The organism is Reyranella sp. GW821-FHT14A01 (assembly GCF_058803965.1).
In genome coordinates, this window is sequence record NZ_JBXAPM010000014.1 from 42,052 (window position 1) to 60,794 (window position 18,743).

The 18,743-nt window shown below is 67.3% G+C and carries 17 protein-coding genes; 16 read left to right on the forward strand and 1 reads right to left on the reverse strand.

All coding sequences use genetic code 11. The annotated features are described in order from the left end of the window. The first annotated feature begins 5 nt into the window (after nucleotides 1-5). Nucleotides 6-539 (forward strand): hypothetical protein, encoded by a 534-nt coding sequence (locus AC1ROX_RS23775; protein ID WP_493129825.1) that lies wholly within the window; start codon nucleotides 6-8, stop codon nucleotides 537-539. Nucleotides 540-592: 53 nt separating this feature from the next. Here the strand turns inward: AC1ROX_RS23775 and AC1ROX_RS23780 are convergent, their stop codons facing one another. Further along, complete coding sequence (locus AC1ROX_RS23780) at nucleotides 593-1,309, reverse strand: LuxR C-terminal-related transcriptional regulator (RefSeq protein WP_493129827.1); 717 nt, start codon at nucleotides 1,307-1,309, stop codon at nucleotides 593-595. A gap of 339 nt (nucleotides 1,310-1,648) precedes the next feature. Between AC1ROX_RS23780 and AC1ROX_RS23785 the strand changes: the two genes are divergently transcribed. Genes AC1ROX_RS23785 through AC1ROX_RS23855 form a run of 15 tightly spaced genes read left to right on the forward strand, consistent with a single transcriptional unit; the run spans nucleotide 1,649 to nucleotide 18,732 of the window. Next, the gene (locus AC1ROX_RS23785; protein WP_493129829.1) at nucleotides 1,649-2,038 is read left to right on the forward strand and encodes a hypothetical protein; all 390 of its coding nucleotides are present in this window, start codon (nucleotides 1,649-1,651) and stop codon (nucleotides 2,036-2,038) included. Then, a complete protein-coding gene (locus AC1ROX_RS23790) occupies nucleotides 2,038-2,622 on the forward strand; it encodes a Pvc16 family protein (RefSeq protein ID WP_493129831.1) in 585 nt (194 codons plus the stop codon). Before AC1ROX_RS23785 ends, AC1ROX_RS23790 begins: the two co-directional genes overlap by 1 nt. After that, nucleotides 2,622-3,506, forward strand: a complete 885-nt coding sequence (locus AC1ROX_RS23795; RefSeq protein ID WP_493129833.1) for a hypothetical protein — start codon at nucleotides 2,622-2,624, stop codon at nucleotides 3,504-3,506. Before AC1ROX_RS23790 ends, AC1ROX_RS23795 begins: the two co-directional genes overlap by 1 nt. A 19-nt stretch (nucleotides 3,507-3,525) precedes the next feature. Beyond that, a complete protein-coding gene (locus AC1ROX_RS23800; RefSeq protein WP_493129835.1) occupies nucleotides 3,526-5,430 on the forward strand; it encodes a phage tail sheath family protein in 1,905 nt (634 codons plus the stop codon). Between the two features lie 11 nt (nucleotides 5,431-5,441). Beyond that, nucleotides 5,442-5,894 carry a phage tail protein gene (locus AC1ROX_RS23805; protein WP_493129837.1) on the forward strand — a complete coding sequence of 151 codons (453 nt, stop codon included), beginning with the start codon at nucleotides 5,442-5,444 and terminating at the stop codon, nucleotides 5,892-5,894. 4 nt (nucleotides 5,895-5,898) lie between these two features. Next, on the forward strand, nucleotides 5,899-8,103 hold the full coding sequence (locus AC1ROX_RS23810) for a phage tail sheath C-terminal domain-containing protein (RefSeq protein WP_493129840.1): 2,205 nt from the start codon (nucleotides 5,899-5,901) through the stop codon (nucleotides 8,101-8,103). 1 nt (nucleotide 8,104) lies between these two features. Next, complete coding sequence (locus AC1ROX_RS23815; RefSeq protein ID WP_493129842.1) at nucleotides 8,105-8,581, forward strand: phage tail protein; 477 nt, start codon at nucleotides 8,105-8,107, stop codon at nucleotides 8,579-8,581. After that, nucleotides 8,578-9,336 (forward strand): CIS tube protein, encoded by a 759-nt coding sequence (locus AC1ROX_RS23820; RefSeq protein ID WP_493129844.1) that lies wholly within the window; start codon nucleotides 8,578-8,580, stop codon nucleotides 9,334-9,336. Before AC1ROX_RS23815 ends, AC1ROX_RS23820 begins: the two co-directional genes overlap by 4 nt. A 21-nt stretch (nucleotides 9,337-9,357) precedes the next feature. Further along, on the forward strand, nucleotides 9,358-9,519 hold the full coding sequence (locus tag AC1ROX_RS23825; protein ID WP_493129846.1) for a hypothetical protein: 162 nt from the start codon (nucleotides 9,358-9,360) through the stop codon (nucleotides 9,517-9,519). Next, on the forward strand, nucleotides 9,519-10,592 hold the full coding sequence (locus AC1ROX_RS23830; RefSeq protein WP_493129848.1) for a phage late control D family protein: 1,074 nt from the start codon (nucleotides 9,519-9,521) through the stop codon (nucleotides 10,590-10,592). Before AC1ROX_RS23825 ends, AC1ROX_RS23830 begins: the two co-directional genes overlap by 1 nt. A gap of 2 nt (nucleotides 10,593-10,594) precedes the next feature. Beyond that, nucleotides 10,595-11,311 carry a phage baseplate assembly protein V gene (locus AC1ROX_RS23835; protein ID WP_493129851.1) on the forward strand — a complete coding sequence of 239 codons (717 nt, stop codon included), beginning with the start codon at nucleotides 10,595-10,597 and terminating at the stop codon, nucleotides 11,309-11,311. Next, complete coding sequence (locus AC1ROX_RS23840; RefSeq protein WP_493129853.1) at nucleotides 11,305-13,452, forward strand: hypothetical protein; 2,148 nt, start codon at nucleotides 11,305-11,307, stop codon at nucleotides 13,450-13,452. Before AC1ROX_RS23835 ends, AC1ROX_RS23840 begins: the two co-directional genes overlap by 7 nt. After that, complete coding sequence (locus AC1ROX_RS23845; protein ID WP_493129855.1) at nucleotides 13,449-13,835, forward strand: GPW/gp25 family protein; 387 nt, start codon at nucleotides 13,449-13,451, stop codon at nucleotides 13,833-13,835. The genes AC1ROX_RS23840 and AC1ROX_RS23845 overlap by 4 nt, the downstream gene beginning before the upstream one ends. After that, nucleotides 13,835-16,111 carry a baseplate J/gp47 family protein gene (locus tag AC1ROX_RS23850; protein WP_493129857.1) on the forward strand — a complete coding sequence of 759 codons (2,277 nt, stop codon included), beginning with the start codon at nucleotides 13,835-13,837 and terminating at the stop codon, nucleotides 16,109-16,111. Before AC1ROX_RS23845 ends, AC1ROX_RS23850 begins: the two co-directional genes overlap by 1 nt. After that, nucleotides 16,111-18,732, forward strand: coding sequence for a phage tail protein (locus tag AC1ROX_RS23855; protein ID WP_493129859.1), 2,622 nt, complete (start codon nucleotides 16,111-16,113; stop codon nucleotides 18,730-18,732). Before AC1ROX_RS23850 ends, AC1ROX_RS23855 begins: the two co-directional genes overlap by 1 nt. The last annotated feature ends 11 nt before the right edge of the window (nucleotides 18,733-18,743 follow it).

The following is an 18,743-nucleotide window of genomic DNA, read 5'->3' on the forward strand; positions in this document are numbered from 1 at the left end:
TGAGTGTGATTCTGTTTGCGGCAATAGTTGCCGCGTGCACGCCGATCGAGGATCGATCCAGCGTCGTCGCTCCGGCTCCGGGTCAGCAGGCGACGGTCGGCGTCGGCGACATCGTATTCGAAATCCGCAAGCGCGAATCGCTGCCGGATGAATTTGGCGGCGCCGATATGTTCGGGAGAACCCGCGACACCGGCCGCATCACGCTTCGTTATACCGGCGTGCAGGATGGCCGGGCATACTTCGTCCGCAACGACGTGAACGTCGATACGGACGAAACGACCCGGTCACACTCCCCGCGATACATCCCGGTCCCGCAAAATACGACGACGACGACGGGCAAGACCGGCAATCAGTCATTCCAGAGCAACTCCACGACGACGGGAATGATCGTCGTTCCGCCGAAGCCGATCACGCGCACCGTCACGCAATCAGGCGATATCAGCGTGTCTGCGCCGATCGGCGGGACACTCATCGTCGCGGGGCATCGGGTGAACGTGATAGCGGCTGACGAGTCGGCCATCACCTACACGGCGAACTAGCCTGTCCTGGATCAAGGCGAGCAGGGCAGTCCCAAACCTCGGAAGCCATGGCTTCATCGCCAGTCGGGTGCAACGCCAGGCTGATGGGCGGGGAGGCCGCCGCGAGCATCGAGCACGCGTTGGTCGAGGCGGCTGCCAATGGCGGCACGCCGCCGGACCTGGAGCTTTTCCAGGATATTGTGGATGTGGTTCTTGACGGTCGCGGGACCGATCCGGAGCTCGATGGCGATCTCCTTGTTCGACAGGCCCGCGCATACCAGGCGGGTTACCTGACGTTCGCGGGGCGTGAGTGGCGAAGAGGGCGTCTGGGGCGGCGCTCCCGACAGCGCCGCGATCCGACGGCATAGCATTGCCGCGAGTTGAGGGGTGCAGCCGACCTCGCCCGCAATCGCCTGCTCGACGACCCGCTCGAGTTCGGCCAGCGTGCCGTCGCACCCGACAAACCCCATCAGGCCCGCCTCCGCGCAGGCGACGCTGTTCGCCTCGCTGCTGATGCCGAAGCCGACGATCGGGAGCTGGGGGCATGCCGCGCGCAACTGGCGAGCGAAGAAGAGCGATTCGGGTGAGGAGGCGTCGAGCAGGATCGCATCGACATCGATCGTGGAGATTGTCCTGACGGCGTCGACGCCGCTGACCGCATCGACGACCGCGAACCGTCCCATTCGTGCAATGCTCGTCGCCACGCCTTCGCGATGGAGAAGCACACTGCTCACGACAAGCAACCGAATTGCCCCGGTCTTGCGCGCATCGCCTGTCGCATTGGGTCTCATGGCTCGAAACTCCATTCGCACAAAACACACGCCTGTGATGTTTTTTGGGCGGGACCGGTTTTCGGCGAGGGCAAGTGGACGATACCACTGTGGCGAGAAGCCTCAAGCTGCATATGCTGCGTCCCGATCATGCAGAATTAGGGGATTCCGCCGGTTGCCGCCCCATCCCGTCCAGAGGTCCATGAAGTTCTGCTTCCTACGATCTGGACCATTCGGACTATTGCGCTTGATTCATCTTGATTCATCCGGCGGCTCCCTCCGGTTCGCTGGCTCGGAGGGGAGCCAGACGGCCTGGGCCAAGAACCAGACCATCGGAGATCCGACCGGGCGATAGGCGCTGTGCCCCAAATCCTTAAGCTGACCGCATTGCTTTGTCTGGAGGAGGCGACGATTGCGATCCGGATTCAGCTCGGCCCGATGCCCACAATGCTCAGCGAGATCGTGGTCCAGATGCTAGCGGAACGCGACACGATCATCGTCGGGCGGACCGCACCGGGAGACGATCCGCTCGCAGCCGCGTGTGAAACCGGCGCGCAGTTGATCGTCATGCAGTCGCAGGCCAGCGGGAACGAAGTCGTCGAGCAGATATTCGCTCTTCCGGACTTCGGCATTCTCCTGATCTCGCACGATGGCCAACAGGGCAGGCTCGTCCGCTTCATGCAGGAGCCGGTGACACTCGATCGCGCGTCCATTTCCGCGCTTGTCGCCAAAGTCGCGGAGCACGCCTGATGGCCAACTACCGTGCCATTGCGGCTGCCAGCGCCACCATCCTCGGGCTGATGCGCGACCGGTTCCCCGTCGCCGATTTCGGCTCGCCGCTCACTATCGAGCTCTACCAATCGAAGGATTTCCACAATCCTATGAAGGAGGGAATCGCGATCTGCCTGTGGCGTGTCGCGCCCAATGTCACGCGCCGCGCGCTGGGGCCGCGGACCGACATTTACGGCCGCCGCTTCAAGCCGTCGCTACCGCTCGACCTTTACTACCTGATGGTACCCTTCGCGGAGGGTTCCGAGCGGCAGCAGCGCCTGCTCGGCTGGATGCTGCGCACCATGCACGAGCTGGGGCCGCTGGTGCCGAGCCAACTCAACCATTTCCTCGCCGAAAGCGACATTTTCGCCCAGAGCGAGACATTGGACCTCGTCAACGATCCGCTGACGCTCGCCGACCAGCTCACCCTCTGGGACCGGATCAAGCACATGCCGCCCTGCGCGACCTATGCGATGCGGATGCTGCTTCTGGACAGCGACGTGAGCCTCGACGAGTACCCGATCGTTGTGGAGCGCGAGTTCGATGCGGGAGTCCTCGCGTGATGGCGGTCAGGATCCTGGAGCGGCTAGTCCTGCCGGCACCCTTCGGCTTGCGCTTTCGTGACGTGGCCACAGGGCAGTTCGTGATGGGAGGTCTCGAGGTCACGGTCACCTCGATCCGAAACCCGGCGCGGACGGTGTCGCTCGCGGTCAATGGCAAGGGCGTATGGTATGCGCGGCGACTTCCCGGCCTGTCGGACGAGGCGCTGGCCGGTACCGCCGACTGGGCGGCGCTGCAGCAACCGTGGCGAATTGTCGTGAACGACACGGCCGGGCATTTCCTGCCGCTTGAAGTCGTGCTCGACCTGCCGGTGCGCGGCCTCGTCACCTGGCCCGGCTGGGTTGCGCTGCCGCAAGGGCCGCTGGCTCCCCTCACCGACACCGACGGCGCGAGCCCGCCCACCGTATCGCTTGACGCGTTGCCACTCTTCTCAAGCGCGGGCCGTGTCTCGCCGGCACCGCTCGCGGAAATCCGCTGCCAGCTCCAGCGGGACGATGGCGGGCCCGCTGCCTGGGCGCTGCTCACGGCCTCGCATGGTGGGCGTGTCCGCGCGCTCGGCCAGGCCGATGCGGAGGGCAGGGTGGTACTCCTCTTCGCCTATCCGGAACGGCCGCGGCCCTCGCTCGCAACGTCGCCGCCGGCGATCACCGATTTCCGCTGGTCGATCGAGCTCACGGCCTACTGGAATGGGCTCGATCCGGGGGTCGCGCCGGACTTCGGCGAGACGATGGCCCAGCTCGTCCATCCACGCCTGCTGTTCGAGGCGACCGTTTCGCCGCCCCAGCCGTTGCCCTCGCAACTGCTGAGCTTCGGCCGGCCGCTGGTATTGCGCACTGCCGCCACGCCCACCGGCCCGAGCTCCTACCTCGTGATGGCGGCGTCATGAGCAACCAAGGAGAAACCTGATGCCCGAATATCTCGCCCCCGGCGTGTTCGTCGAGGAGGTCTCCTTCCGCGCGAAGTCGATCGAAGGCGTCTCGACCACCACGACCGGCTTCGTCGGTGCGACGCGCTACGGGCCGATAGACATAGAGCCGGAGATCGTCACGAGCCTGGTCGAGTTCGAGCGTGCGTATGGGGGTAAGGCCAAGATCAACTTCTCCGACGGCGGCGAGACCGACAACTACATGTGGAATGCCGTCCGCGCGTTCTTCGAGGAGGGAGGCAAGCGAGCCTACATCGCGCGGGCCTTTACACCGACGGCTGGGTCCAACCTGATCGATAGTTGTTCGAAGGCCGACACCGCAACGGGCGGTGGCTCGCCTCCTGGCCTGCTCGACTTCGCAGTACGGGCGCGCTTCCCCGGCCGTGCCGGGGATGCCCGCGTCACCTTCACGCTCTCGCTCGGGCAGAACCGGCTGGCCCGCAACTTCGATGGGACCCTGTCGCTCAACGGCATGGCCACCCGCGATGTGGTGTGGGTGGGCGCGCCCGGCTCGGGCTTCCGCCTGCTGCTCTGGGACGAGCTGAACCGGGCCTGGAAGCTGAGCACGGGCAGCGACGACCTGAATGCCGCGACCGATCTCCTGTCGCTCTTCCCGGCGCCTGTCCCGCCGGGCACCGCGCTCGACGTCCGCGCCGTCACCGTCACCGTGACCGTCGAGCCCATCAGCGGCGACTTGCCGACCTTCGTCGCCGGCGAACTGCCGCTCGATCCGCACCATCAGCGCGGCGGCGCGCCGGACTCGCTGTTTGCATACTTCGCGGAAACCCCCGCGAGTCTTTCCCGTGCGCGGACCATTCCGATCGTGATCGGTGAGTATTCGGGCCACGGCCTTCAGGTGCTCGACGACCTGCGCGACCTGCACGACCTTCCTGCCTCGCCGCCGCAGCCGACACTCGACACGGTACTGATCGACCGCGAGAGCAGTAATGCCGCGCGCAGCGTCGTCGTGCGGCTGACCGGCGGAAGCGATGGCGCCATGCCCACGCCGGCCGCCTACGCGGGCATGACCGACGCCACCACCAACCGCTCGAGCGGTCTGGTCGCGTTCGAAGCGCTTGAGGATATCTCGATCGTCGCCGCGCCGGGATCGATGGTCACCGAGACCCCCCAGTCTCGCGCGATCATCGCCAATCTCATCAGCCACTGCGAACGGATGAAGTACCGCATCGCGGTGGTCGACAGCGCCAAGGGCCAGACGATCTCGGAGGTGCGGGCACTGCGTGGCCTCTACGACAGCAGCCACGCCGCTTTCTACTATCCCTGGGTGCGGATCCTGGATCCGCTCAGCGGGCAGGAGAATTATCATCCGCCATCGGGCTTCGTCGCCGGCATCTATGCCCGCAACGACATCAACCGCGCGGTCTACAAGGCGCCCGCGAACGAGGTGGTCGGGCTCGCGATCGGCTTCGAGACGATGCTCAACAAGGCGCATCAGGAAGTGCTCAATCCCGAGGGCATCAACTGCTTCCGCTTCTTCGAGGGCCGCGGCATGCGGCTTTGGGGCGCCCGCACGATGTCGAGCGATCCCGAGTGGAAGTACGTCAACCTGCGGCGCTACTTCGCCTATCTCGAGCGCTCGATCGACAAGGGAACGCAATGGGCGGTGTTCGAGCCCAATGGCGAGCAGCTCTGGGCCAACGTCCGCTCGACGATCCAGGATTTTCTGCTGAACGAATGGCAGAACGGCGCGCTGCTCGGCGAGAAACCCGAGAAGTCCTTCTTCGTGAAGTGCGACCGCTCGACCATGTCCCAGAACGACCTCGATAACGGCCGGCTCGTCTGCCTGATCGGGGTCGCACCGTTGCGGCCCGCCGAGTTCGTCATTTTCCGCATCGGCCAGTGGACGGCCGACCGCAAGATCTAGGGAGACTCATCATGGCCGTTCTGCGCGATCGCCCGTACGTCCAGTTCAACTTCCTGGTGGACATCGGTGATGGACAAACGGAGGGACCGGCGGCTGGCTTCCAGGAGCTGTCGGGGATCGGCATGGAAGTCACGGTCTCCGAATACCGGACCGGCAATTCGAAAGAGAACTCGGTGATGAAGATCACCGGCATGAACAAATCGACCGACGTCACGATGAAGCGCGGTGTCATCGGTTCGCTCAACCTCTACCAGTGGCTCGACGACATCCGCAACGGCAACCAGAATGCGCTGCGCACGGTCCGCGTCACGCTTCAGAACGAGGACCACACGGCGGCGGTCGTGACGTGGAAGCTGCTGCGCTCCCGCATCATCAAGTCGACCATGGGACCTTTCAATGCGAAGGGGACCGACGTCGCCATGGAAGAGATGGTGCTGGCATACGAACGGCTGGAGATGGAGTGAGCCGGTGTATGCGCGCCGCCTCCTGCCCGGCATCGCCGTCGCTGTGCCGCCTGCGCCGTTCCCCGACGCGCTGCCGCGGATGGACGTAGCGCTGTTCGTCGGTTTCGCCGAACGGGGACCCGTCCACTGCCCGGTCGCGATCGAGAGCGTCGATGCCTATGCCGCGGTCTTCGGCGGCGATGTCGTGCTTGCCCATGGTGCGAAGGGACAGCGGCCGGCGGTGGCGGCGCTCGCACCGTCGGTGCGCGGCTTCTTCTCGAACGGGGGCACCCGCGCCTATGTGATCCGTGTCGCGCGCACAGATGCGCTCGAGCGGCGGTGGCGTGGGGCAGGGCCGGCGATCCGTGACATCGCTGTCGCGCGAACTTTCACACTGCCGACCAAGCCCGGCGCCATCGCTGTCCAGGTAAAGGCGAGCAGCCTCGGCAGCTGGGCCGACGACCTGCGCGTCGCCGCTCGCGTCGATCGCAGAGGAGGGCGGCTGCGGCTGATGCTGCGGGCCGAGCGCGGGGGGACGGCGGTCGTCAGCGGCCCGTTCGGCACCACGCCGGGCGACGCGGACAGCTGGTGGAGCGAGCGAGACGACGACGCGTACTATGCCGATCCCGCGGCGCTCGCCGGCGCCCGTGGCTGGCTCGCGCCCAAAGGGACGCCCGTGTCCTGGGACCTGGGCGCACTCACCGACTTCTGGTCCGAGCCGGTCGGAGCCGATCCCGATCCTCGGACGCCGCTCGAGCGCGACGGCCTCTCGCGCTTCGATGCGGAACTGTTCCTGGATCCTGCGCTCGCGACCGCGTCGGTCGGCACGCTCGCCGAGATGGCGACGCGAATGCGCGACATCGACCGACTGCCGCTGTTCGGTCTGCACGGGGCGTTCGCGGTGCCGGGCGGCGCCGATTTCGCCGAGCCCAGCATGATCGTGGTGCCCGACGCCATCCAGCCGGGCTGGAGCCCGCGCGGATCCGAGCCGCCGACCCCACCGGTCAATGCACCCGGCGCGATTCCGCCAGCCTGGCTCGACCACATCGGCTCGTGCGCCGTTCCGCCGGCCAAGCCCGACCTCGCCGCGCCCGATGCGACGCGCTTCCTCGACTGTACGACGCGGCTGCTGGCCGCTCCGGTCTTTGCCCCGATCGACAGCCGGCAGCCGGCAGGGTTGGTCGATCTGAGCTGGTCGGCCTCCGAGCTCGGCGCGCTCTATGTGCTCGAGGAAGCCGGCCGCGCCGACTTCGTCGGCGCCGAGGAGATCTGGCGTGGGGAGGCGCTTACGCATCGCCTCCTGATCGAGCGCGAGGGCGCCTACTACTACCGTGTCCACGCCGAGATCGGGGGGAATGTCAGCGCAGCGTCCGTCACCGGCTTCCTGGTCGAGGACAGCGCGTGGGCCGCGACCGAGCCGGCCGACTACGATCCGCAGCCGCTCCTGACGGTCCAGGCGGCCCTGCTGCGGGCCTGTGCGGCGATCGGCGACCAGTTCGCGCTCCTTGCCCTGCCGCGCCATTTCCGTGTCACCCAGGCGGCTGCGCATGTCGCAGCACTTTCGGCGCGCTTCCCGACGAACGAGGTGCGCGCGCTCAGCCATGCGGCGCTCTATCACCCCTGGATCGTCTCGCCGACGGTCGGTGCCGCCGAACCCGATCAGCTTGTCGTGCCGCCCGAGGGCGCGGTCGCGGGCACCTTTGCGCGCCGGTCGCGCCAGCGCGGGCCGTGGCTGGCGCCCGCCAACATCCCCATCGACGACAGCATCGCGCTTGCGCCCGTATTCGCCGACCGCGACCGCGAGGAATTCGCCCGCGCCCGAGTCAATCTGGTGCGCCACGATCCGCGCGGCTTCATCGCGTCGGACGCGATGACGCTTTCACCCGAGCATGATTGGGGCGAAGTCAACGTGCGCCGGTTGATGAGCCTTTTGCGCCGCATGTGCCTGCGCCAGGGTGCGATCTTCGCCTTCGAGCCGAATGGCGACACCACCAGGCGGGCGATCGAGCGAACCTTCGGGCACATGCTCGACGAGATGGTCCGCCGCGGCGCCTTCGCAGGGAAGGGGAAAGCGGACAGCTACCGGCTCTCCGTCGACGCCAGCGACAGCGATCGGATGAACGGCCGGCTGGTGATCGAGATCGGCGTCGCACCCGCCCAGCCGCTTCGCTTCCTTATGCTTGTCCTGGCGCAAGCCGGCGAGCGCTTCACCGTCGCCGAGGAGCGCTGACATGCCCGACGCGACGCCGCGCCCCTATCCCTTCCTCGCCTTCAATTTCGCCGTCGAGATTCATCGGGCGGGGGACAGCAAGCCGCTCGTCCAGGCCGCCTTTTCCGAGTGCGACGGGCTCGAGATGACGATGGACATCAAGACCATCAAGGAAGGCGGCGCTCCGGGCCGGGCGGTTCGCGTGAACGGCCCCGTGAATTACGCCAACCTCTCGCTCAAGCGCGGGATGACCGACAACTTCGATCTGTGGACATGGTTCGAGGACTCGGTCGCCGATCCGCGGCTGCGCGCCGACGCCGAGGTCGTGCTGCTCGGCCCCGATGGCGCGAGCGAGCGGGCGCGGTTCCAGCTTTCGCGTTGTGTCCCGATCAAGATGAAGGCACCCGCCTTGAGTTCGACCGGCACTGCGGTCGCGATCGAGGAACTGCAGATCGCATACGAGACGCTCAAGTTCGTGCCCGGAAAGGCGCCCGCATGACCGAGCTTGCCAAAGCCCAGCTCATCGAGCTCGACGCCGACTTCAAGAAAGACAAGCCGGGCGGGCGGAAGGTGAGCGTCCAGTTCAACCCCGAGACGCTCAAGGTCACCTTCGCCAACCAGCTCGTCCAGGCCCAGGGGGGAGACCAGGCGGCGGGCAACACCGGACGCCAGTTCGTCGGCGCAGGCACCACCAAACTTGCGCTCACTCTGTGGTTCGACGTGACGGCGATGACCCAGGACGCCGTCGACGACGTACGGCGACTGACGCAGGAAGTTATCTTCTTCATGACTCCGAAACCCTACGATTCGGACAAGAAGAAGCTGGTGCCGCCGGCGACGCGGTTCGTCTGGGGATCCTTCCTGTTCGATGGGATCGTCGAGGGGCTCGAGGAGACGCTCGAATTCTTTTCTCCCGAGGGCAAGCCGCTGCGCGCGCAGGTGGCGCTGACGCTGAGCCAGCAGAAGATCTTGGTTTCCGAGTTCAAGGGCGATGGCAGGGTGCCGTCCTCGCCCGGCCAGACGCCGATGTCGCAGGCAAAGGCCGGCGACAACATTCAGGGCATGGCGGCTAAGAACGGGCGGCCCGATTGGAAGGGCATCGCCGCCGCCAACGGCATCGAGGACCCGCTGCGCCTGTCGCCGGGCCAACTCATCGACATCAACGCCACGGCCGGCGCCAGCGTCGGCTTTTCCGGCAGCACCCTTGCGCCGCCCACCATCGCGCCGCCGAAGTTCACCGTCGGCGCACGCTGAGCGCCCAGAAAGGACCCACGCATGGCCGTCGTCATCAACGAGTTCGAAGCGGTCTCGGAACCCGCGCCGGAAGGCAAAGGTGAAGGCAAGCCCAAAAGTGCCCGCCGCAAGATCGAAGTCGAGCAGCTCCGCTCGGCGCTGCGACGCATGGCGACGCGGCAGGCACGGCTGAGAGCCGATTGATGCCGGCCACCGCCTCCAACGTCACGCCGCTGCCGATGCGGCCGGCCCGCCCGACGATCGAGATCGACGGGCGGCGGGTCGACAGGCTCGAATCGGCTCTGCTCGCGATGGAGATGGCCGATAGTGTCGAGGGGATGGCCCATGCCGAGCTGAGCTTCGGCAATTGGGGCGGCGGCGACACGCCGGGTTTCCAGCACTTCGATCGCTCGACGATCGAGTTCGGCAAACCCCTCAAGATCAAGCTCGGCGACGACCTGCTGTTCGACGGGCGGATCGGCGCGATCACCGCGGACTATCCCGATGGCGGCCCGCCGACAATCGGCGTGCTGGCCGAGGACCGGCTGCAGGACCTGCGCATGACGCGCCGGACCCGCACCTTCGACAAGGCGTCGCTCGCGGATGTGGCCCGCAAGATCTCGTCGGACCACGGCCTGTCGCCCCGGATCGACGTCCAGGCGGCGACCCAGCCTTGCATCGCGCAGCTCAACCAGAGCGATCTGGCGCTGCTGCACGATCTCTCGCGCCGCGAGGATGCGGTCGTCTGGGTAGAGGGGAGCGACCTCCATGTCGCGAAATTGCGGCCGGCCGAGCGAGTCGAGCTGCGCTGGGCAGGGTCGCTGCGCGAATTCCATGTCGAAGCCGATCTCGCGAGCCAGCGGACCGCGCTGGTCGCGTCCGGCTGGAACGTCGCCGACAAGGCCGTCGCGAGCGCGCGCGCGACCGATGCCGCGATCGCCGGCGAGACCGGCTCGACCGACAGCGGCGCCCGGATTCTTCAATCCGCCTTCGACGAGCGCGTCGATACGATCGCGCACGCGCTTCCCCGCGACAATCTCGAGGCTCGCGCCGTGGCGGAAGCGAGTTTCCGGCATATGGCGCGGCGCTTCGTGACGGGCGAGGGGGTGGCGGAGACCAGGGCGGCACTCCGTGTCGGCGCGACGCTGGTGCTCAGCGGGCTCGGCAAGCTGTTCGACGGCGAGTATCGCGCGACCGCCGTCACCCATCGCTTCGATCAGGAGGCCGGCATGCGCAGCGAGTTCCGCTGCGAGCGCGCCGGCCTTGGGAGGCTCTGAACGTGCTGCTCGATCTCGACCGCGGCGAGACGCAATTCCACGAACGCCAGAGCGATGGCTGGGGCGGCCGTTGGTACGGCGTCGTCCCGGCGACGGTGTCCGATATCCAGGATCCGGATGGGCAGGGGCGCGTGAAGATCAAGCTCGACTGGTCTCCCGACGGCGGAAGCGGCCAGGGTTACGAGGCCTGGGCGCGGATCGCGACGCTGTTCGCCGGCAACAACCGGGGGAGCTGGTTCATTCCCGATGCCGGCGATGAAGTGCTGGTCGCCTTCGAACATGGTGACCCTCGGCGCCCCTATGTCCTGGGCGGCCTGTGGAACGGCAAGGACAAGCCGCCGCAGTCGATGTCCGGCGGCAATGCGCTCAAGGTCATCCGCAGCCGCAACGGGGTGAAAGTCACGCTCGACGACAGCGACGGGCGCGAGACGCTGAAGCTCGAGACGCCGGGCGGCCAGACCCTGACGATGAAGGACGGTCCCGGCGCCATCACGATCGAGGATTCGAACGGCAATTCGGTGAAGCTGGAGACGGCGGGCGTTACCGTGACCGCCTCCGCCAAGGTCACCGTCAATGCGAGCCAGGTCGCGGTCTCGGCGGGGATGGTCAAGGTCGATGCCGGCATGTCGACCTTCTCGGGTGTCGTGAAGTGCGACACGCTCATCGCGACCACGGTGATCTCGTCGACCTATACGCCGGGCGCGGGGAACATATGGTGAGCGCGGTCGCCCACAAGGTCACCTGGCAGGCGCCACGGCCGCTGTGGCGTGGTGCGACGCCCTATGAGGCGCGGCCGCAGATCCTGCGTTTCGCGAGCGACGACTTCATGGAGCAACTGCTCGCCACGCTCGCCGAAGAGCCGGCGCGCCTCTCCGACCGGATCGCCCGGCCGGAGACATGGCGGACGCCGCCGCAGCCGGCAGATCTCAAGGACCCGATCGTGCGCGTCCCGCTGCCGGAGCCGATCAAGCAGGCGAAGCGCTGGCGGCTGTGGCGCTCGGCGCCCTCGGCGCCGCCCGTGCCGCCCGCCGAGAAACCGCTCAAGCTCTACCAGCCTGCCCACCAACGCTACTACCTCGTCTCCGGCACGCTCGCCTGCCAGATCCCCGGGCTGCCCGAACGCGCACTCGAGGGAGGGCATGAGCGCGTCGCATTCGTCCTCCGGCGGTTCTTGCCAATACCGGGCGCCACGAAACCGGACGGCAAGCCGGATCCGACCCTTTTCGAACATGCCTATATGAAGGCCGGCGACGAGGCGCGCTGGCAGCGTGTCGGCGGCGGAACCGAACTCGCTCCGGGCGAGGAGCAACTCCCGCTCTTCCCGCTCCAGCACCATGACGAGGCGGGCGCCCCGCGCACCTTGTGGGCGGGGCTCGTCCCCGTTGCCCGGCGCGAGGAATATCTCGGCAAGCCCGTGGTGAGCACGCCGGTCTCGCTGATGGAAGGCCAACTCGCGGCGCTCAGGCCCTCGGCGCCGCCACCCCGTGCGAAGAGCAAGTACGCGCGCACCGCACAGCTCCGCATCGAGTTCAGCGAGCCGTGGAAGGCGATGATTCGCGCGGCGATCAAGGCTGGCAGCGAGTTCGAAATCAAGACACCCGACGCCCAAGAAACGACTGAGGAACGCAAGGAGCGTGTACTCAAATACAATTACCAGTTCCAGCATCAGTCCTGGCTTCTGCTGGTCGACCTGCGCAAGTGGATCGACAACTACCTCCCCGGCGTGAAAGCGGCTTTTGCCGGAGAGGCCGTCCCCACGATGACACCCAACGAGAAAGAGGTGTGGAACTTCCTGGACATAGTCAACGCTGAAGACATTGGCTCGACCATGTCCCCCGAGCCGATACCGAAAGTGACGATGCGCGACGCGCTCCAGCGGATCCTTGATTTCGAGGACCTGCTCGAAGGGGCCACTACCCAATACACGCCCACCAATCAGGTCCCGGCCGACTGGCCTAATTTTCACTTCCCGCTGGCCGGGCTGAGAGTCCCGGAGTCCCCCGTGTCCGTTGCGCGTCCCGGCGGGGCCTACAGGTATGTCTTGCCGCCGCAATCGGAGCCGCTAGTACCACCGGCGCCGCCGCTCGGAGATGTCGGCACGGCGCTCGATCCAGCCGGCGTCACGGAGTCGGAGGCACAGGGCATCGAGACTCCTTCGGACTCGCCTCCGGACCTTCCTCCGGCCTCTCCTCCGGACACCGCCGATCCCATGCCAGATGTCCAAAAGCTCGACCGTTTCACAGCACTGCTCGCGCGCGCGCTGCTCGATGACATCGAGGACGAAATCAAGCCGGTCCCGCCGCCCCCGATCCCGCACGCGATGAAGTTGCGCGACGTGCTGATCAAGACCGCCGGCGATCAGGGTCTGTTCGTGATCCGTATGGTCCACTTGAACGAGGATTGCGGACCGCTCCATCCACCGACGCTCTCCGCACCCAGCGAGCGCTTCCAGCTTGCGAGCTTCTTCGATTCGGACGCGCCGGTCCGCCCGATCACGATCACCCTTCCGTCGGACACCAGCCCGGCCGGGCTGCGCAAGCATGGTCGCGGCGCCGCCTTCGTGATGTCGGACATGCTGTGCGGCCAGGTGCAGCGGGCCAAGGGACTCGGCTTCATCGATCTCGTCCTCCAGGTCCTGCCCTGGCCGTTCCACAAGGACATCGCCGTTGGCGACGGCGGTGCCTGCAAGGGGGGCACCACCGAAATCGGCATGATCTGCTCGCTGTCGATTCCGATCATCACGCTCTGCGCGCTCATCCTGCTGATCATCATCGTGACCTTGCTCGATTTCATCTTCCGCTGGCTGCCGTGGTTCATCACCTGCTTCCCGGTGCCTAAGCTCAAGGGAAAGACATCATGAACCCGTTCGGCAAGAGCCTCGGCTTCCCGCCTCGGGTCGGCCCCGATGGGAGAATGCGCTGGTCCGAAGGCGAGGAGAATATCCGCGAGTCCATCGCGATCATCCTCAGGACCGAGGCCGGTGAGCGCGTGCAGTTGTCCGATTTCGGCGCCGGGCTCGGCCGCTACCTGTTCGAGCCGAACAATCCCGCAACGCTTGTCCGCATTGCCGCCGCGATCGAGGATTCGCTCCGTCGCTGGGAGCCGCGCATTGCGCTCGATGGCGTCACCGTCGTGCCCGATCCGGTCGATACGACCGCCGCGATCGCGACGATCGGCTATCGCCTGGTCGCCACCGGTGCCGCCGAGCGCACCAGCGTCTCGATACCGTTGGGGAGGAGTTGATGCCGCTTCCCGCGCCTCGCATCGATGATCGCGACTATCGCTCGCTGGTCGATGAGACCCTCGCCCGCGTTCCCATCCACACGACCGAATGGACCAACTTCAATCCGTCGGATCCGGGCGTCACCATCGTCCAGCTCTTCGCATTCCTGACCGAGAACCTGATCTACCGGGCCAACCAGATTCCCGAGCGAAACCGCGCCAAGTTCCTGAAGCTGCTTGGCATTCCCCTGCGCACCGCCAGCGAGGCGCGCGGCATGGTCGCTTTCCGCAACGAGAACGGCGCGCCGGCGACCGAGACGATCTCGCGCGATTTCGAGCTTCTCAGCGGGACCATGCCGTTCCGTACCGTCAACGGCCTCGACGTGTTGCCGGTCGAGGCGCGGATATTCGTCAAGCGTCCCGTCCGCGATCCGAGCCCGCAGCTCCGGCAATACTACGAGCTGCTCTATGCATCCTACGGCTCCTCGTTGCCCGCCGATCTCACGCTCTATCAGAGCGAACCCTTCGACCCGGCGCAGGGCATACTCGACCTCGCCGACACGATCGACCGCACCCTGTGGATCGCGCTGGTCGCCCGCAAACAGGATCTCGTTCCGGGCGAAGATCCGACCCGCACCGTCCGCGAGGCGATCGGCGGACGGCACCTGTCGCTTGGCTTTGCTCCCACCGACGATATCACGCAGCTCACGCTGCCGGTCGGTGGCGCCGCACCCGCACCCGCGGATCTGCTGAGCTACGACATCGCGCGTCCCGGCGCGAACGGCGAACTGCTGTTCCTCAACGGCCGGCCGGCGCCCGACTGGCGGTCGCTGGTCGCGCGCAGCGACTTCGATCCCTCGCGCGACGCCGGCGTCGTCGAAATCAGCTTGCCCGAAGCCGATGCACTCAAGCTTTGGAACAATCTCGATCCCCTGGAAGCGGGAGTAGGCGAGCTGCCACCGGCGATCGACGACAGCGAGATTGTCGACGCGCTCGTCACCTGGATCCGCGTGCGAGCGTCGGCTGCCGCTGACATCCGGCTGCGCTGGGCAGGGATCAACGCCGTTGCCGTGCGCCAATTCGAGACGGTCCGCGCCGAGCGGCTCGCGGACGGGGACGGCAGCCCGGATCAGACGCGGCAGCTCGCCAAGGCGCCCGTGCTGGAGGATAGCGTCGCGATCGTCAGCGTCTCGCCCGAGGGCGTCGAGACGAGTTGGACCGCGATCGATGACCTCCTCGCCGCCGAGCCCGAGGTGAGAGTTCCCGGCGCGAGCCAGACTCTTGCCCCCGCGACCTCCTTCCGGGTCGACGCGGAGGCGGGCATCGTCACCTTCGGCGATGGTCTCGCGGGCAAACGGCCCGGCGCCCGCGACCGTCTCTATGCGCGCTACGACTACAGCGAAGGTCAGGAGGGCAATGTCGGCCCTGGCGCGATCAAGGCGGGCCCGCTCGCACCCCAGGGGTTCAGCGCAACAAACCCGATCGCGACCTGGGGTGGGGCCGACGCCGAAACCGTCCGTTCAGGCGAAAAGCAGGTCCAACGGCTTCTCCAGCATCGCGACCGGCTGGTCACCGAGGCGGACTTCCGCAGTATCGCCTGGCGTAGCCCCGGCACCTCGCTCGGCCGCGTCGACGTACTCCCGGCGTGGCATCCCGACCTCGCTCCGGCGGCGATCGGCAGTGTGCCGGGAGTCGTGACGTTGGTCGTGGCTCCAAGGCACGACCCGGCCAATCCCGCCGCACCGCGCCCGGACACACCCTTCCTCGACGCCCTGTGCCGCTATCTCGATCCGCGCCGGTTGGTCACGACCGAACTCGTGCTGCGTGGCCCGCGGTACAAGCGCATCTGGATCTCGGTCGGGATCGAAGTCGGCGGCGGCTACACCGTGGCCGAGGTCGCCGACGCGGTGAAAACGCGGCTGCGCGCCTATCTAAGCCCATTGCCGCCCGCCGACAGTGACTTCTCGACGACCGATGGACCCCTCTACGGACCTGAGACGGATCCGGCGCTGCGCGGCTGGCCGCTCGGCCGGCCGGTGCATGGACGTGCCCTGATGGCCGAGGCCGCCCGGGTGCCGGGCGTGATCGAAGTCGCCGACGTCCAGCTCGCGCTCGATAGCGGTGCGAAGCTCGACCCGATCGACATTTCCGGCATCGAGCTCCCCGAAATCGCGGGAATCTCGGTGGTCGGCGGTGATCCGATCGACGTCGCGCTGTTGCGCGGCGACATCGGTTCGTCTCCGGCGCCAGCGGGAACGCATTTCCTGCCCGTGCCCGTCGCGGCGGGGAGGTGCTGATGAACCCCGACGGTCAGCGCTTCCATGTGATGCTCGGCGAGGCCGATTGGGGGCGCGGCCTCACCGACGCTGACAAGTCACTCGCATCGGTCTGGGCGGCGCCGATCGGCGAGCGTCCTGCCGAAGCGCCAGGATGGGACGAGGAGCGCGACGAGCTGACGCTGGCACCGCTGCGCGACCGGTTGCTGCCGACGTCGGGCGAGGCGCCGATCTCTCCCGAAGACCGCCGCTCCGCTGCGGCCGACCGGTTCGGCAACGTCTACTGGATCGGCGATGACGCGCGACAGCTCTATGTCCGCTCCCGGGGCGACGGATCGATCACGCGCTTCTGGCCGGATCCGCGCGCCGAGCGCCCGGCCCACCGTCTGTTCACGCCGCACGACACGCCGGTGCGCGCGCAGCCGAGTTATCGGGCGCTGGCTACGACGGGGGACGGCTGGCTCGTCGCGGCCCGCGATGGCGGCTTCGACAGCTTCGACCTGGTCGCCGGCGGCCCGCCGCTCCAGTTCGAATGGCCTGTCGGTGCCGCGATCCACGTCACCGACCTCGAGCCGCGTTGCGAGAGCGGCTTGTGGTTGCTTGACGGTCCCGGCCGGCAGCTTTTCGAGCTCGACGCCCGGCTCGCGCTCTCGGGCACCGGGCTGGCTCCGCCCGCGCCCGAGCTGTTCCAGCCGGTCGAGGGAGAGGTGCGTACCAGTGCCTCGGCAATGCCCGCCGAGGGGTACGACCTGACGGTCCTCGATCCGTCGATCGATCCCATCGCCATCGCCGCCCTGCCGGGCAGCGCGGTCGCCATACTCTCGCGTGCGCCGGCGCGGCTGTTCCTGTGGCTGGGGGAGGGGACGACGTCTCCAGAACCGCTGCCGCTCGATTTCGTGCCGCACGACCTGGTGGCGGGACAGGTGTTGCTCCGCGGCAGCGAGAACGCGTATCGCGTGCTCGTCTCGGACGCGACCGGCAACCAGCTTCGCGCCTTCCGCATCGAAGGGGAGGGGGCCGCAATCCATCTCGCCGAGACCACCGAAAGCCTGCCGATCCGGCGCTATCGCGGTCGCGCACTTCTCACGGTCGAAGGTAATGCCAGCTACGATAGCGGACCTGATCCGAACTGGCCTCGTGTCGTCGAGCGTCCGCGACAGCAGTTCCGCGGCCTCGCCATCTTCCGCACGCCGATCTTCGACAGCAGGACGCCGAGCGTCGTCTGGGACCGCCTGCGGCTCGACGGTTGCATCCCTGCGGGCAGCAAGGTGACGGTCGAGGCGCGGGCGAGCGACGAGCCTGGCGATCTGGGCGCGTGGAAGAAGCAGCCTTCGCCGATCCTGTCTCGCTCGGGAAGCGAGCTCGCCGGCCATTCGGCGGCGGCGCTCGTGCCGACGGATGCGATGGCCCAGCACGGCACCTTCGAACTCCTGTTCCAGCAGATCGAGGGGCAGTTCCTCGAGGTGCGGCTGACGCTCGCCAGCGACGGCGATTCGAGCCCGCGGCTGCGCGCGCTGCGTGCCTCCTGGCCGCGCATCTCCTGGGCGGAGCGCTATCTGCCCGCCCTCTATCGCGAGGATCCGGAGCCCGCCGATTTCCTCGAGCGCTTTCTGGCCAATATGCAGGGGACGACGAGCGTGATCGAGGCGCGGATGGTCGCCGCACACACCCTGTTCGATGTGAGGACGGCGCCGGTTGCGGCGCTCGGCTGGCTTGCCGAATGGTTCGACGTGGCGCTCGATCCGTCCTGGAACGAGGCGCGGCGGCGACTGTTCATCGCCCATGCGATCCGCTTCTTCGGCTGGCGCGGCACGATGCGCGGCCTCGAAAGCGCGCTCGCGCTCGCTTTCGATCAGCCGCTCGACGGCACGTTGTTCAGCGACGGCGACTGCTCTTGTCCGGGCGCCATCCGGATCGTCGAGAGTTACCGCACGCGGACGCTCGGCAGGATCGGCGCGGGCGATGCGAGCCGCCTACCGGACGAGCCGACGCATGACGCCGGCCTTTCCGAGCGTGACAACTGGGTCGCATTCCAGCGTGCGACGGGCGCGACCGCTCCGATGACAAGCCTGCCGCGGCTCTCGGTACCCCCAGCCCATGCCGCCGCCTGGAAAGAATTCCTGAAGCTCGCCTCGCACAACCGCGCGTTCTGGCAGCGCTTCCTCGCCGGCCGCTATCGGCGCCTGCGCCTTCTCAATCAGGCGCATGGCAGCGACTGGAAGTCGTTCGGGGAGATCGCGCTGTGCGATAGCGCACCTGCGACGGCGTCGGCGCGCGCTGACTGGGAGCAGTTCGAGAAGCAGTTGCTGCCGATCGACCGGACCGCACATCGCTTCTCGGTGCTGCTGCCGGTCTCGGCGACCGACGCTACCGACAGCGAGACGCTGAAGCGCCGCGAGGCGCTCGCGCGGCGGATCATCGACCTCGAGAAGCCCGCGCATACGGTCTTCGATATCCGCTTCTACTTCGCGATGAACCGCATCGGCGAAGCACGGCTCGGCTACGACACCACGATCGGCGCGGGAAGCCGCGCTCCCGAGCTGTTGCCGCCGGCTATCCTGGGCAGGGCCTATATCGGCGAGAGCTTCGTCGGGCCCAGTGGCCTGCCGCTCACACCAGATCGCGCGAGGCTCGCATGTTGAGCCGCGCCCGC